The sequence below is a fragment of the Vibrio sp. ES.051 genome (assembly GCF_002563795.1).
Classification (GTDB): domain Bacteria; phylum Pseudomonadota; class Gammaproteobacteria; order Enterobacterales; family Vibrionaceae; genus Vibrio.
This window is the reverse complement of record NZ_PDJL01000005.1, coordinates 298,196-313,477: the sequence shown is the minus strand read 5'-3', so window position 1 is coordinate 313,477 and position 15,282 is coordinate 298,196. Positions and strand designations below refer to the sequence as shown.

Genomic DNA, 15,282 nt, shown 5'->3' with positions numbered 1-15,282 from the left:
GCAGTAAGAATTACAACCTTTGGCAAGACGACCCTTTTTTTAGATAATAATTAAGATATCATTATCAATAATTAGCAGCCCAAAATAACGGAATAAGACAGTATTACAAAAAGCATGGAAGGTTATGGGCTGATGTGAATGAATATAAAGGTTTTTGTCTTGCTACGCCAGTTGGCCCTTACTCTAATGGGCTTCGCCATTTCATTTCAAGCATTCGCACTTCACAATGCGAATGCCATTTTTTACCCTTTGCCGACCCAGGTTAAGGGGACTTTTATTGCGGCAAAAAAATTGTTCTTAGGCGAGCAAGGTGGTTTGTGGATACATGATGTCCATGACCGAGTCTTATTCTATGATGGACAAAATATCTTTCCAAAGTCAGGCAGTTTTTTACAAACAGCGGCTAAACAAGTTGCTTATCATAAAGGCTCGTTTTGGACTTTTGTCGAAAATGAGGTTTATCAAAGCTACCCCAACGAAGAAAGACGTTTAGTCTTTAGCTTAAATCCTGGATCGCAAATAAGAAAAATTGGCTCTTCAGAGAATTATATTTGGGTCAGTGATGGCGCGCATTTCTATACCTACAACCTCGATACTAACGAACTGAACTCTTTCTCTTTATTGCAACTCTATCAGCATAGTGACAACAGCTATGTTTATATCAATGATGCTATGCTGGTTAAAAACAAATGGGCGCTTGCTACGACCTCCGGTTTTTATCTATCGGAAGGTGACAAGTTTAACCACATTGTTTCCTCTGGCCAAAACCACATCGAAAAAATTTATTACTCTGATGCGAGACACGAGATCTTAGTTGGAACGCTAAGAGGTGCACTGATTTTCAACATTTATGAACCAGATAAAGAAGTCATCAGAATTGGAGGCTCTCATGTTTTGACTTTTGCTGAGACCAATCAAGAGTACTGGGTTGGAACAGAGCATGGTTTGTATCTGTATTCATTTTTGTCTGGAGAAGTGACAGAAGTGACTCCTGCAAGTTTTCTTGAGTTGGAGTTAGACAACACTAAAATTTACTCGCTGTTGAATGACAAGATGGGCGGAATGTGGGTCGCAACGAATCAAGGTATTCGCTATTACTCTCTATTTAGCAAAAAATTTGAACGGGTTACCTTTAGCAGTTATGACTCACAGACCCTATCGGGCCGAATTAGACAAACGGTGGTCGGGCCGGATGGCGCACTCTGGTTTGCCGATGACCGAAAGCTTTACCGTGCTGGAAAAGGCCACAATACCAATGTGATAGAGGTTGATTCACAGATCAATGAATTTGCGTTCCAAGGTAATATGCTTTGGCTTGCCACATCGGAAGGGCTGGAAATATTTGAGTTAGATAGCTTGAATAAAGTGACATTTCCTTATTTGCAAGTGATGGCCGGGCATGCTGTCGAGCATATCACTGTCGATGGTGAAGATCGGCTTTGGGTTTCGAGTGGATACCATCTGTATAATGTCGATATTAAAAAGCAAAGCGTAAGGAACCTCGGCAGTGATTGGATAGTAAGTCAATACTTACCTGCGAAGATAACTCGTTTATACGATGCTGAAGGCTTGTTATTGATTGGTACTGACCATGGTGTATATGAATACGGTAATGAAAATATTAAGTTTAATCGCTTCTCAGAGAAGTTTGGTGAATCACTAGATATGATTACAGCCGTGGATGGCAGCAAATGGTTCGCCTCGTCCTACGGTTTGTTTAAGACGGGCAATGACAGTGATGAAAAGCGTGTTTTAGACATGAGTGTGGCTAATGCTCGACCTGCCTGTATGATCAGCGATGAACAAGGTGTTTGGCTGGCGTCTTCGATTGGACTCAGTTATTACCATCTTTCTGGCGAGTTACTAAAGCATTATTCATCTGCGTCGGGGTTGATCAACAATGAGTTTCTGCCTGGGGTATGCAGTGTTATACAAGGCACAGCAGAAGGTGAGCGTGAGCTGGTTCTTGGCTCGAAGTATGGCTTGGTAAAAGCGAAGGCGTCAAAGTTGCTCCTGTCTAACCCGCCCGAATCGAGGCTCATTGTCAGTCAAGTTGTGCTCGAGAATCAAGTTTTACAAGTTGGTAGCGCTGATCTTGAAGGGGTGAAACTAGCGTACGGTTCTTCTCTGAGCTTTCTTTTTGGTGTTATGCCCAAGCCAGACAACCAGAACTTGTATTATCGATTGAACAACGATGATGCTTGGCAAGCGTTGGAAGGTGGACAACTAACGCTTGAGCACCTCAACGCAGGAGAGTATTACTTACAAGTCAGTAATGAATCTCAGGTTACAGCCGGTTTAGTAGGGTTGGAGTCACATTTTGTTGTGCTTAAACCATGGTATTTATCTCAACTTGCGATTTTAGTCTTTATCGTTTTAACCATCACTATCATAACGTTACTCATGTATTGGCGTTCGCGTTACATTGTACAAATCAACCGTGAACTGGCAGCACAAGTGACACTAAAAACTAACCAATTAAGACACCAAAGTCGTGTGCTCTTGAGCAGTAACCATCAATTGCGTAAGCAAATTCAAGTAAGAAAATTGCTAGTGGATCATGTTGCTCAATCAATTAAATCAAGCGTTGACTTTATCGCAGCTAAATTATTGCCAGTGACTCTGGATGCAACGACGGAAGATCATCTGGCTAAAACTTACTGGCAGTTAAATGAACTAAAAAGTGTGCCTGGTGAGGCGAGTAACGGTAGCCAAAACTATAACTTAAGTCAGATAACCCAATCTGTAATTGATGTATGGCAAGACGATTTTGCCAAGGCTAGAATTGTGGTCGAGCTTGAAGATGAGCGGAAAGCGAGCCGAATTGCACTCGGAAGTTTTAACTTAGATGTTATCTTTAATAGTATTTTTGCCAATATTATCAAGCGTTCATTCAGAGGCCAGACGGTCAGAATCATAGTGAAAGAGGGAAATGATGTTGTGTCATTGAGCTTTCTTGATTACGGAGTGCAGTTGCCTAATAACCTATCGACAGGACGCCCTTCCAATATATCCCCCTCAGAACCGAACATCGACCATCTCGCTCAGTTGGTGACGATCAGTGGTGGTCATTTGGCGGTGTTTACTTCTGACGCCCAAAATAAAATAGAGATCACGTGGCCAATTGCAAAAGAACTGAGCCATGTAGATGACCCCTTGCCTGAGCTCGAAGCGAAACATCCCGCAGAAGAAAAGGTGACCCCAGAGAAGGAGTGGCTACAAAAAGTTTATCAATTGGTTGCTGAGCATTATCATGATCCGGATTTTGGTACGGCTCTAGCAGCTAAAATGCTATTTATGTCTGAACGCAGTTTACAAAGGCGCTTTAAATCCGCTTCGTCAAGAACGTTACAAGATTATTTAACAGAAGTTCGTTTAGAAATGGCGTGCGAGCAGTTACTGGCTGGCGAAAAAATCAGCGAAGTGGCGTTCAATTGTGGCTTTAATGCTCCATCTTACTTTAGCCAAAAGTTTAAATTACATTTTGGTTTACCACCTTCAAAATTTGCTGTGACTCAGGAAAGCCCATAAGCAAACTAAAAACTCAGCTCTTATCTCTCTTATTTTTATACACTCTACTTATTGAATTAACGAACTATACCGAAAGCAGAAGCGTAATGTTGACGCTTCAGGTCTATCGGTATTTGCAAGTCTCCTTTTTTAACCAAAATATCTCATGTCCAATGATACAAACCTATAGTCCCCTCGTTAACGCACCACCGCTCCTCTGGAAATTTCAGTAGGATAAGTGCTAAGGCAGTATTAAGTTAAGTTAGGGTCAAGCTTAGCTAACCTTTGTATGCTGTGGACTAAGTCGCAGTACTTAACACCCCAGTCCATAAACAATATTTGAAGTCAGACCTAAGGTCTAAGCATATAGCACGGAGCGAGTAACCACTATTTCTATAGTGGCGCTTCCTTCTGCCCATATCACTATTATCGCAGTGTGTGGCCTTCTATGGGGAGAATAAGAGAGCATTGAATAGATACTGGGTTTGGTCGATATTTGAATGATTGAAAGCGTGAATTTGAATAAAAAATAAGAAGAGTCTAAGTACTAGGAATTGGTCGGGAAGAAAAAAAATATCGTGGTATAGCCGGGGGGACTATACCACGGGTGTCAATGACACCTTCGCTTGCTGCCGGAGTGACATGTTGCCATGCCACCTCTGGAATTAATTTAAGAGGTTGCCCTCTCGATGGATTAACTATACGAGAGGTTACTTATTTTTCTTATAAAAATAACGACATATTGATATTAGAAAAGCGACAATATTTAATTTTTTATTTAAGCTTCTGTTTTTATTGGTTTTTAAAATTTTATGTTGATTTTTATTACACTTTTGTTTCAGTGTGCCAGTTTCATAAACGTCAATTTTGACGTAAATGACGAGAAGAAACTTGACGGAGTTGACGTCTTAAACTGCGAAAGCATTTATGAAATCTTTGATTTCACACAATGAATGCAAGAAGGGAGAGGAGTAATATTGTCGTCCAAACCATTAAATAACAATGTTTCTCATTATCAATACTCATAAGGGCCACTATGAAGTTATCAGATATTAAACCTGGCGATACGGTGACAATAAGGTTGTTAGATGGTCTTTCATCGGATATCAGAAAAAAGCTTATGGTAATGGGGCTGCTTCCTAATACTGAAGTTAAAGTGATTCGACGGGCGCCGATGGGCGATCCATTACAAGTAGAAGTACGTGGTGTATCTGTGGCACTGAGAGGAACCATTGCTCAAAAAGTTGAAGTGGAGAGAATGTAATGCAATATCAAATTCTCACTGTAGGTAACCCGAATAGCGGTAAAACCACTTTATTTAATGGCTTAACTGGAGCTAAGCAGCAAGTTGGTAATTGGGCGGGTGTCACTGTTGAAAAAAAAACAGGTCAGTTTAAGCATGCAGGTGACGAATTCTTGCTCACAGACCTTCCGGGTATTTACTCTTTAGACAGTGGTAATGATAGTAACAGCATTGATGAATCAATCGCTTCGCGAGCGGTATTAACACATACAGCCGATTTGATTATTAATGTGGTGGATGCGACAAGTTTAGAGCGTAGCTTATATATGACGTTACAGCTTCGCGAACTCGGCCGCCCGATGATTGTTGTCCTCAACAAGATGGATGCGCTAAAACGTGAACGTCAAATGATTAACGTTTCAGAGCTTGAGAAAACGTTAGGTTGTCCTGTAGTAAGTTTATCTGCAACCAATAAAACTCAAGTTGCAGAGTTTAAAGAAAAGCTTCATAAGTCCATCGTTCAAGGAGTTGCGCTTAAAGAAATATCTTTGCATTACGGTGAGAAGATGGAGTCGGCGATCCAAACTATTTCCGCACTTTTTAACGATCAAACCGTCGTCCATCGTGCATTAGCGATTCGTGCGTTTGAAAAAGACACGATGGTTCTCAATAGCCTTTCCGATGTTGATAGAAGCAAAGTATTGGACGTCATTGCGACTTTAGGTTTGGATATCGACTTACATGTCGCGGATACCAAGTACACGCATTTGCATGAACAGTGTAAAAAAGTGCGCCGAAGCGAAGGCAAATTAAGCCGTAGCGTGACTGAAAAACTCGATCAGTTTATTTTGAACAAGTGGATTGGGATCCCATTCTTCTTTGTTGTTATGTACCTGATGTTCATGTTCTCGATTAATATCGGTAGTGCATTTATCGACTTTTTTGACATCGGTGTAGGCGCATTGTTGGTTGATGGTGGTCACCACCTTCTTGACGATCATTTACCGATATGGCTTGTTACCGTTATTGCTGATGGGCTAGGCGGAGGCATCCAAACTGTCGCTACCTTTATCCCGGTTATTGCGTGTTTGTACTTGTTCCTCGCGGTTCTTGAAAGTTCTGGTTATATGGCGCGTGCGGCATTCGTGCTCGACAAAGTGATGCAAAAAATCGGTTTGCCAGGTAAAGCCTTTGTTCCACTGGTTCTTGGTTTCGGCTGTAACGTACCGTCAATTATGGCGACGCGGACATTAGATCAAGAGCGAGAGCGTAAATTGGCAGCGTCGATGGCTCCATTTATGTCGTGTGGTGCGCGTCTACCTGTGTATGCGTTGTTTGCTGCTGCTTTCTTCCCAGGATCTGGTCAAAATGTCGTGTTTGCGCTTTACTTACTCGGTATTGTCGCTGCAGTGTTTACTGGTTTGTTCCTGAAACATACGCTCTACCCAGGCAGTAGTGACAGCATGGTAATGGAAATGCCGAATTATGAACTGCCAACCGTACAAAACGTTGTCATCAAAACATGGCAGAAGTTGAAGCGCTTCGTATTGGGGGCAGGGAAAACCATCGTAATCGTTGTTGCCATTCTGAGTTTTCTCAATTCAATAGGCACCGACGGTAGTTTTGGTAACGAAGATAGTGAAAAATCTGTGTTGTCAAAAGCCGCACAAGTCGTGACGCCAGTCTTTGCACCAATCGGTATTCAAGAAGATAACTGGCCGGCAACCGTCGGCATTATTACCGGTATCTTTGCCAAAGAGGCCGTCGTGGGAACGCTTAATAGCCTATACACCACGCCAACTGATGGCGACGAAGGGGAGTTTGACTTGATGGGTAGCTTAGAGGACGCGTTTATGAGTATTCCTGAGAATCTTGTTGGTTTAAGTTACTCTGATCCTTTAGGTATTGATGTTGGCGACCTAGCCGATTCTCATGCAGTCGCAGAGGAGCAAGAAATCGATGAATCGATCTTTGGTAACATAAAAGAGAAATTTGTTTCTGGTCATGCTGCTTTTGCGTACCTTATTTTTATCTTACTTTACACTCCTTGTGTGGCTGCGATGGGGGCTTATGTTCGTGAGTTTGGCAATAACTTCGCGCGCTTTATCGCGGTATGGACGATGGGGCTCGCGTACTTGAGTGCGACTTTCTATCATCAGCTTATGCATTTCGCTGATAGCCCTATTACCAGCGGCGTTTGGCTTGCCGCAATTATTGCGATTTTCTTTGGCACGTACCGCGTTTTCAAGCGCGTAGGCAACAAACAGCAAGGCGAGTTTGAGGCGCAAGTCGTATGATTTTAACAGAGCTTTATCAATATATTGCCGAAAAAGGCACGGTTTCCCAATCTGAGCTAGCAAAGCAGTTCGGAATGAGTGAAGACGGGGCAGACGCTATGTTAAGTGTGTGGATTAACAAAGGTCGTATTTCTCGCTTGGTAGATACAAATAAAGCTCATCATATAACGCGAATACGCTATGCAGTCACAAAGCACGATGGTTTGTCACTTACCGTAACCATGTAGTAGACAGCAAACGGTCGTGCACAAATAACAAAGCCGCATCAGCAATGATGCGGCTTTTTAGTCTCTGCCTGAATTGAAAGTTATATAACGGTTACGCTTTACGAAAGATAGAGCTTAACGACAGCACATTGCGAATTCGGTTAAGAATCTCTTCCTGTTCTTCGTCAGTACGGAACTCGCCTTGGGTATTGCCCCAAACAGGGCCTGGCCAAGCAACATCATCCTTAAAGCGCGCAATATGGTGAATATGCAATTGTGGAACCATGTTACCCAAAGCGCCAAGGTTTAATTTGTCTGGGCGGAATGTCGCTTCGAGTGCTTGGCTTACCGCTTGAGATTCGAGCAAAAACTGTTGTTGCTCTTGCATTGGCAAGTGGTGAAGCTCTTTCAAATTTGCGCGTTTAGGCACCAAGATAACCCATGGCACAGCATTGTCTTTATGTAGAAGTGCAACGCAAAGCAGGAAGTGGCCGATCACAGTGGTGTCTTTTGCCAGTTGAGGATGAAGTTCAAAACTCATGGTTGTTTTCCAATTTATTTTTATTAGGATTAGTATACGTCAGATAAAACAAAGGTTGACGTTTTCACGCCAACCTTGGTGCTCATTAAGCTGTAGCTATTTGAGTTGTAGACTAAAGTTGCTTACATGCGCTCTAGTGTATCAATACCTAGTAGAGATAGACCTTGTTTAATGGTCTTTGCCGTCAGTGCTGCAAGTTTCAGGCGGCTTTGTTTTACCGTTTCGTCTTCAGCAATGAGGATAGGGCAAGCTTCGTAGAAGCTAGAGAACTGACCTGCTAGTTCGAATAGGTAGCTACACATGATGTGTGGTTGACCTTCACGAGCGACAGATTGAACCGCTTCTTCAAACTGCATAAGTTTAGCAATAAGCGCTTTCTCTTTTTCGTCAGTGATTTTGATTTCACCTTGGATAGCGTCCATAGCAACGCCAGCTTTAGCAAAAATAGAGGCAACACGAGTGTACGCGTACTGCATGTATGGTGCAGTGTTGCCTTCAAACGCTAGCATGTTGTCCCAATCAAAGACGTAATCCGTGGTACGGTGCTTAGATAGGTCAGAGTACTTAACCGCGGCCATTGCCACTGTTTTAGAGATCTTCTCTTTCTCTTCTGTACTCAACTCTGAGTTTTTAGATTCGATCAGTTTAGCTGCACGCTCTTCTGCTTCATCCAAAAGGTCAGCCAAACGAACAGTACCACCAGAACGAGTTTTAAATGGACGACCATCTTTACCCAGCATCATCCCGAATGCGTGGTGCTCAAGAGAAACCGATTCAGGAACATAGCCCGCTTTACGAACGATAGTCCATGCTTGCATAAGGTGCTGGTGCTGACGTGAATCAATGAAATAAAGCACACGATCTGCGCCTAGATTTTCGTAACGGTATTTCGCACACGCGATATCTGTGGTTGTGTATAGGAAGCCGCCGTCGCGTTTTTGAACGATAACGCCCATCGCTTCGCCATCTTTATTTTTGTATTCATCGAGAAATACCACTTGCGCGCCATCATCTTCAACCGCAAGGCCTTGCTCTTTAAGGTCCGCAACGATCTTAGGCAACATGTCGTTGTACATGCTTTCGCCCATTACGTCGTCACGAGTCAGTGAAACGTTGAGACGATCGTAGTTGCGCTGGTTTTGGATCATGGTGACGTCAACGAGTTTCTTCCACATTTGTGCGCAGTACTCGTCACCACTTTGCAGTTTGACTACGTAGTTACGCGCTTTTACGGCGAATTCTTCATCTTCATCATAAAGCTTTTTCGATTCACGGTAGAACGCTTCTAGGTCAGCCAGTTCCATCGAAACTTCGCCAGACTCTTGCTGTACACGCTCAAGGTTGGCGATAAGCATGCCGAACTGCGTGCCCCAGTCACCGATGTGGTTGGCACGAATTACTTTGTGGCCAAGGAACTCAAGCGTACGGACTACAGCATCACCGATGATAGTTGAACGCAGATGGCCCACGTGCATTTCTTTTGCCACGTTTGGCGCTGAGTAGTCAGCAACAATGGTTTGCGCTTTTTCTTTAGCTACGCCAAGACGAGCGTCTGCTAGTGCTGCGTCTGCTTGTTTTGCAAGGAATTCTTCGCTTAGGAAAATGTTAATGAAACCAGGTCCTGCGATTTCTGTTTTACTCGCAATACCGTCTAGGTCTAGAACATCCAGGACTTTCTGTGCAAATTCTCGAGGGTTAGTACCCAGTTTTTTAGCAACGCCCATTACGCCGTTTGCTTGGTAGTCACCAAATTGTGGCTTTGCTGATTGACGAACCGCCGCAGGGCTGCCTGCAGGTGCGCCAGCGGCTTCTAGAGCCTGAGATACTTTGTCATTAATAAGTGCTTGGATATTCACACGCGTTTCCTTCAATTCAAGGACGAAAAACTCGGCAAAATTGGGCGCCGAGTTCTGTTGGAGTTCACAAAAATGGGGCTAATGATAACAACTTTATTGATTTTCATACAGAGAGGATTTGGGTAAATTTTTACTTTTTCGATTGAATGGAAATGTCACTCTATTTACGTTTATTATTACGCCCAAAATAGAGATAAGAATTGCCCTAAAAGAGAACAGCATGACCACTCCACTCGTTGAAAAACGCTTAACCCCTGAATTGATGATCCAAGACTTAGATGCCTTTATGTCAAAGGTTGAAGTGCTCGCTGAAATATTGAAGCTCGATCTACATTTGGCTCAAGCCGATCACATCGCCTTACGCATCAATAATGCGAACACCGCAAAGGCTGCTCATGAGGCGTGGATGCCGTACGGCAAGGTGATTTCCCAAGCTCAAATCAATGGTCGGCCAATTATTGTCATTGAATTTGATAAAGCGTTGGAAAGCCGAGGTTGGAAGATTGAGTGCTTAGAGTTGCCATACCCAGCTGAAGGAAAAGTCTACCCAGTTGAGAGTTGGGAGCACGTGGAGTTTGTGATTCCATCACATGCCGAAACCGCAGATGAGTTTCTGCATGATCTGAAACATACTTATCCGAGTTTTGGAGCACAGGTTGAGAAACTTGATGAACTGGGTGTAAAGATCAAACTCTCTAGCCCGAAAGGCGAGGGGGAGCGTCTACATAACCCGACCGTAGCATTTAAGTACCAAGGTTTGTGTATCAAGCTTCACCCACACTCTCTTAAGCGTATTGTGGAATCGGAACGAGCATGATTTAGAGCTTGCTTGTTGTGAGCGCGTAATAAATAGGAGCAGCTTCCAAACTTATCACACGCTCACCTCTGACTTCCTGAGCCTTATCGAAAAGTCTATGCGGCTCGATGACGACTGTTACAGAATCACGGTTTTGTTGCCGTAAACAAAAACGTGGTCGTTGAGTACTTTATTCAGCGCTCTACTCAATACGTTCTTCTCAACATCGCGTCCTGCTTGCGCCATATCTTGAGCGCTCAAGGTATGATCGACTGGAATCACATCTTGCTTAATAATTGGGCCTTCATCTAAGTCATTGGTCACAAAGTGCGCGGTAGCTCCAATGATTTTCACGCCGCGGTCGTACGCTTGCTGATAAGGTTTTGCGCCGATAAAAGCAGGCAAGAAACTGTGGTGAATATTAATGATCTTATGATGATACTTTTCTACAAATGCTGGTGTAAGCACGCGCATGTATTTTGCTAGTACCAAAAAATCCGCCTTGTACTGACTGATCACTGCTGACATTTTTTGTTCGTGTTCTTCACGAGTCAAACCTTCATGTGTGACATGGTGATAAGGGATATCGAAACGTTCGGTCAGTGTTTGTAATTTGTCGTAGTTACCGACAACAGCAGCGATTTCGATATCTAGACTTCCATCATAATTCTTCATCAAAATATCGCCCAAACAGTGCGCTTCTTTCGTAACGAGGATCACGATACGCTTGCGGCGAGAGCCCACCAATTTGTGCTTCGCACCTTGTGGTAGCGCTTGGTCTAAATCGGCAAGAAACGTTTGATCGTTGAAGTACCCCTCCAACTCCGTTCGCATGAAAAAGTGCCCACTGGTATTATCAACAAATTCGTTATTGTGAACGATGTTGAGTTGGTGTTTGTAACAGATATTCGTGATTTTTGAGATTAGGCCCGGAGCGTCAGAGCAATGGGTCAACAGTGTTTTCTTTTCCATAAATCAGGTACTTCCATGCATTAATTATTTTCGCGTACGAAATGTTTGTTATCCCTTATCGGATTAATCGTACTGCCATCTTTGACCATAAATAATCTATTCTTACGTCGGTTTCAACAAAATATCCGTGTGTCGCCGCAAGCGGGTGTAGTTGTGGGCTGATGTCACTCCTATTCCTCTGGTATACTCTCAACACTTTTTCAAACCAGATATCAGACATGATCGCAAAAACTTTTTCCTCTGATGGTGCGTTGGGCAAGGCCATTCCTGGCTTTCAGGCTCGTCAGCCACAAATCGATATGGCAGAAGCCGTCAGTCGCGCGATCAAAGAACAAAACCAACTGGTGGTTGAAGCGGGAACAGGAACAGGCAAAACCTTTGCATACCTTGTCCCCGCATTATTAAGTGGTAAAAAAGTGATCATCAGTACGGGGTCGAAAAACTTGCAAGAGCAGTTATACCATCGTGACCTACCGCTGATGGTCAATGCGCTGGGTTTTTATGGCCAAGTGGCATTATTGAAAGGCCGTTCAAACTATCTGTGTTTGGATCGCTTGAGCCGCCAAATGATCGAAAGCCACACTAATGAATCTGACCCGACGCTGTTAACCCAACTGGTTAAAGTGCGAGCTTGGTCGTCAGAAACCAAAACTGGTGACCTTGGTGATTGTGATGATCTACCAGAAGACAGCATGATCATTCCGACCATCACTTCAACTAATGATAATTGTTTGGGTAAGGAGTGTCCGAGCTACACCGATTGCTTTGTATTGAAAGCGCGTAAGCGAGCCATGGACTCTGATATTGTCGTGGTAAACCATCACTTGTTCCTCGCTGATTTGGCAATCAAAGAAACGGGGTTTGGCGAACTGATTCCAGAAGCCGACGTGTTTATTTTTGATGAGGCTCATCAGTTGCCAGATATTGCCAGCGAATATTTCGGCCAGTCAGTTTCAAGCCGCCAAATTCACGATCTCGCCAAAGACATTGAAATTGCTTATCGCACCGAAGCAAAAGACATGCGCCAATTGCAAAAAGTGGGCGACAAACTCATGCAAAGTGCGATGGATATGCGGATTGTACTGGGTGAGCCTGGCTTTCGTGGCAACTGGCGTGAGGCGTTGCAATCAGAATCCATTAAGCGAGAATTGTTGCGCTTAACCGATAGCCTTGAATTGGCGATCGATGTTCTCAAAATAGCCCTAGGGCGCAGTCAGTTACTGGATACGGCTTTTGAGCGTGCTAATTTGATTAAAGGCAGAATAAATCGAGTTTGTGATGTCGACATCACAGGGTATTCATATTGGTTTGATACGTCACCTCGTCATTTTACTTTGCATATCACGCCGCTTTCGGTCGCCGACAAGTTTCATGAGCAAATAGAGATTAAACAAGGCGCATGGATTTTTACCTCGGCGACCTTGGCGGTATCGGGTGACTTTAAACATTTTACTGATCGTCTTGGTCTGAAGCCTACACAGCAGTTTTCATTGCCGTCCCCCTTTGATTATCAAAAGCAAGCGCGCTTGTGTGTGCCTCGGTACTTACCAGAACCAAACAGCAATGGTTTAGCGGATAAATTGGTCAAAATGCTTGCTCCGGTGATTGAAGAAAACGATGGTCGTTGTTTCTTCTTATGTACGTCCCATAGCATGATGCGTGAATTGGGTGAAAAGTTTCGTGAAGTACTTGATTTGCCAGTGCTGATGCAAGGGGAAATGAGCAAACAGAAGACGCTTGCAGAGTTCATGGAGTTGGGTAACGCTTTACTGGTGGCGACGGGCGCTTTTTGGGAAGGGATTGATGTTAGAGGTGATGCGCTGAGCTGTGTTATTATCGATAAATTACCGTTTACCGCCCCTGATGATCCATTGCTTAAAGCCCGAATCGAAGATTGTCGGTTACGCGGCGGTGAGCCATTTGCAGAAGTGCAAGTTCCGGATGCCGTGATTACGTTAAAGCAGGGAGTAGGGCGATTAATTCGAGATCAAAAGGATCACGGTGCGTTGATCATTTGTGATAATCGCCTCGTCACGCGAGATTACGGTGGTGTTTTCCTTGGAAGTTTGCCGCCCATCCCAAGAACGCGAGATTTAGATGGAATCAAAGCATTCCTAAAAACCGAACAATCTGTCACAGACGTAAGTGCTGAGGCATAACCCAATAAATGAGAGTTGTAGAGAGTTAAATGAGCGCAAAAATTCTTGCTATCGATACCGCAACTGAAAACTGTTCAGTTGCCCTATTGGCTAATGATCAAGTGATTTCACGCAGTGCGATTGCGCCACGTGATCACACCAAAAAAGTACTGCCAATGGTTGATGAAGTACTCAAAGAAGCAGGTCTGACTCTACAAGAGTTAGACGCGCTAGCATTTGGACGTGGTCCTGGTAGTTTTACTGGCGTTCGTATCGGTATTGGTATTGCCCAAGGTTTAGCATTTGGTGCTGAGCTACCTATGATTGGTGTGTCAACATTAGCGGCGATGGCTCAAGGTAGCTATCGTTTGCATGGTGCGACTGATGTCGCTGTGGCCATTGATGCGCGCATGAGCGAAATTTACTGGGCGCGCTATTCTCGTCAAGAGAATGGTGAATGGGTTGGTATTGATGAAGAATGTGTTATTCCACCAGCACGTCTAACTGAAGAAGCACAAGCAGATGACAAAACGTGGACGACAGCAGGTACGGGTTGGGATGCGTACCAAGAAGCGTTAGCAGACTTACCGTTTAATTTGACTCGTGGCGAGGTTCTGTACCCTGATGCACAAGACATCGTGATTCTTGCTGAACAAGCATTTAAAAAGGGTAATACCGTGCCGGTAGAAGATTCAAGCCCTGTTTATCTACGTGATAATGTGACATGGAAAAAACTTCCGGGCCGCGAATAATCCGTTTTTCATTAACATGATAAAGAGCAGGGCATTTGCCCTGTATTTTAATGGAGCGTTATGGCGTCGATTAATGGCTTGCCTCCTTCACTGGCCCCTAGTGCGAATCGCAGCAATAAAGTCAGCAAAAAGAAGCAGGTAAATAAATCAAAAACAAAGCAACCTGTCGGTCAGCCTTCAAAGGTCGCTAATGCCGTGGCGCATTCCATAAAACACATGGATGAGTCCCAAATTCACCGAGCTCAAGTGCAATATGACCTTCCCGAAGGAAGTGCACGTAAAGCGATGGAACAATACATGGATGTCATGAATCGAGCTAAAAAAGAGGAACTGGCTCAGTTACTTGGTGTCGATATTTACGTGTGAGATTTCCTCTGCTTGGGATTACTAATAGTGAAAGGTGGTTTATGAAGGTTTTTGGACGGTTTTTTCTCGTGTTATTTGCTGCGGTTACTTTGTCTGCGTGTAGCTCGTTGCCTGAGGAGCTAAATGCCAGCACAGAACAAGTCGTTACTGATTATAAAGCTTTCGCTGAGTCTCAAGGGCAAGTGAGTGAAGATGTTCGCCTTGGCGGAATCATCGCTAAAGTGGATAACTTCAAAGATAAAACCCGTCTAGAGATCGTAAACCTACCAATCAGTAAATCGGGTAAACCGGATATTGACCAAGAGCCAATGGGACGCTTTATTGCTTATTTTGATGGTTATTTAGAGCCTGTCGCCTTTAGTGAAGGTCGCTTGTTGACGGTGGTAGGCAAAGGAGCAGGGGAAGAAGAAGGAAAAATTGGTGAACACCAATACATATTCCCGCTCATTAAGGGGCAAGGATACCGTTTATGGAAAATTGAAGAGCGTGTCCGCATGTATGACTCACCAACTTACTTTTATCCGTGTTACTCAATCAATTGCCGCATGTGGCGTAATGATTTCCCACAAGATGGCAAAGTGATCAAACAGGTCAAATAATCTGTG

Annotated in this window: 12 protein-coding genes; 9 read left to right on the top strand and 3 right to left on the bottom strand. The window is 43.8% G+C overall.

The genetic code is table 11. The features are described from left to right. The first annotated feature begins 159 nt into the window (after positions 1 to 159). The 4 genes from ATG66_RS15545 (at position 160) to ATG66_RS15525 (ending at position 7,277) form a co-directional block, all read left to right on the top strand. On the top strand, positions 160 to 3,531 hold the full coding sequence (locus ATG66_RS15545) for an AraC family transcriptional regulator (RefSeq protein WP_179885715.1): 3,372 nt from the start codon (positions 160 to 162) through the stop codon (positions 3,529 to 3,531). Between the two features lie 1,015 nt (positions 3,532 to 4,546). Continuing rightward, positions 4,547 to 4,774 (top strand): FeoA family protein, encoded by a 228-nt coding sequence (locus tag ATG66_RS15535; RefSeq protein ID WP_098416172.1) that lies wholly within the window; start codon positions 4,547 to 4,549, stop codon positions 4,772 to 4,774. Further along, positions 4,774 to 7,050 carry a Fe(2+) transporter permease subunit FeoB gene (feoB, locus tag ATG66_RS15530; RefSeq protein ID WP_098416171.1) on the top strand — a complete coding sequence of 759 codons (2,277 nt, stop codon included), beginning with the start codon at positions 4,774 to 4,776 and terminating at the stop codon, positions 7,048 to 7,050. Before ATG66_RS15535 ends, feoB begins: the two co-directional genes overlap by 1 nt. Beyond that, complete coding sequence (locus tag ATG66_RS15525; RefSeq protein ID WP_098416170.1) at positions 7,047 to 7,277, top strand: FeoC-like transcriptional regulator; 231 nt, start codon at positions 7,047 to 7,049, stop codon at positions 7,275 to 7,277. Before feoB ends, ATG66_RS15525 begins: the two co-directional genes overlap by 4 nt. Before the next feature lie 91 nt (positions 7,278 to 7,368). Here ATG66_RS15525 and ATG66_RS15520 read toward each other — a convergent pair whose 3' ends face one another. Further along, a complete protein-coding gene (locus ATG66_RS15520; protein ID WP_179885701.1) occupies positions 7,369 to 7,797 on the bottom strand; it encodes an HIT family protein in 429 nt (142 codons plus the stop codon). A 122-nt stretch (positions 7,798 to 7,919) separates the two neighbouring features. Next, complete coding sequence (argS, locus tag ATG66_RS15515; protein WP_098416168.1) at positions 7,920 to 9,653, bottom strand: arginine--tRNA ligase; 1,734 nt, start codon at positions 9,651 to 9,653, stop codon at positions 7,920 to 7,922. Positions 9,654 to 9,873: 220 nt separating this feature from the next. Here argS and ATG66_RS15510 point away from each other — a divergent pair, with 220 nt between their 5' ends. Then, positions 9,874 to 10,470 carry a VOC family protein gene (locus tag ATG66_RS15510; RefSeq protein WP_098416167.1) on the top strand — a complete coding sequence of 199 codons (597 nt, stop codon included), beginning with the start codon at positions 9,874 to 9,876 and terminating at the stop codon, positions 10,468 to 10,470. Between the two features lie 117 nt (positions 10,471 to 10,587). Here ATG66_RS15510 and purU read toward each other — a convergent pair whose 3' ends face one another. Then, positions 10,588 to 11,421: a formyltetrahydrofolate deformylase gene (gene purU, locus ATG66_RS15505; protein WP_098416166.1), complete on the bottom strand. Its 834-nt coding sequence runs from the start codon at positions 11,419 to 11,421 to the stop codon at positions 10,588 to 10,590. Positions 11,422 to 11,639: 218 nt separating this feature from the next. On the opposite strand from purU, the gene ATG66_RS15500 reads away from it, so the two are divergent. From ATG66_RS15500 to ATG66_RS15485, 4 genes are read left to right on the top strand one after another with little or no spacing between them, the layout of a single operon-like run. Next, positions 11,640 to 13,580, top strand: coding sequence for an ATP-dependent DNA helicase (locus tag ATG66_RS15500; protein ID WP_098416165.1), 1,941 nt, complete (start codon positions 11,640 to 11,642; stop codon positions 13,578 to 13,580). A gap of 29 nt (positions 13,581 to 13,609) precedes the next feature. Continuing rightward, positions 13,610 to 14,311, top strand: coding sequence for a tRNA (adenosine(37)-N6)-threonylcarbamoyltransferase complex dimerization subunit type 1 TsaB (tsaB, locus tag ATG66_RS15495; RefSeq protein WP_098416164.1), 702 nt, complete (start codon positions 13,610 to 13,612; stop codon positions 14,309 to 14,311). 60 nt (positions 14,312 to 14,371) lie between these two features. Then, positions 14,372 to 14,677 (top strand): chromosome partitioning protein ParA, encoded by a 306-nt coding sequence (locus ATG66_RS15490; protein WP_098416163.1) that lies wholly within the window; start codon positions 14,372 to 14,374, stop codon positions 14,675 to 14,677. A gap of 41 nt (positions 14,678 to 14,718) precedes the next feature. Continuing rightward, positions 14,719 to 15,276 (top strand): Slp family lipoprotein, encoded by a 558-nt coding sequence (locus tag ATG66_RS15485; RefSeq protein ID WP_098416162.1) that lies wholly within the window; start codon positions 14,719 to 14,721, stop codon positions 15,274 to 15,276. Positions 15,277 to 15,282 lie beyond the last annotated feature (6 nt).

Excerpts from the sequence above, each read along its gene's own strand:
- feoB (WP_098416171.1), top strand. The coding sequence starts at position 4,774 with ATGCAATATCAAATTCTCACTGTAGGTAACCCGAATAGCGGTAAAACC.
- ATG66_RS15485 (WP_098416162.1), top strand. The coding sequence starts at position 14,719 with ATGAAGGTTTTTGGACGGTTTTTTCTCGTGTTATTTGCTGCGGTTACT.
- ATG66_RS15510 (WP_098416167.1), top strand. The coding sequence starts at position 9,874 with ATGACCACTCCACTCGTTGAAAAACGCTTAACCCCTGAATTGATGATC.
- tsaB (WP_098416164.1), top strand. The coding sequence starts at position 13,610 with ATGAGCGCAAAAATTCTTGCTATCGATACCGCAACTGAAAACTGTTCA.
- ATG66_RS15525 (WP_098416170.1), top strand. The coding sequence starts at position 7,047 with ATGATTTTAACAGAGCTTTATCAATATATTGCCGAAAAAGGCACGGTT.
- purU (WP_098416166.1), bottom strand. The coding sequence starts at position 11,421 with ATGGAAAAGAAAACACTGTTGACCCATTGCTCTGACGCTCCGGGCCTA.
- ATG66_RS15520 (WP_179885701.1), bottom strand. The coding sequence starts at position 7,797 with ATGAGTTTTGAACTTCATCCTCAACTGGCAAAAGACACCACTGTGATC.
- ATG66_RS15535 (WP_098416172.1), top strand. The coding sequence starts at position 4,547 with ATGAAGTTATCAGATATTAAACCTGGCGATACGGTGACAATAAGGTTG.
- ATG66_RS15500 (WP_098416165.1), top strand. The coding sequence starts at position 11,640 with ATGATCGCAAAAACTTTTTCCTCTGATGGTGCGTTGGGCAAGGCCATT.
- ATG66_RS15490 (WP_098416163.1), top strand. The coding sequence starts at position 14,372 with ATGGCGTCGATTAATGGCTTGCCTCCTTCACTGGCCCCTAGTGCGAAT.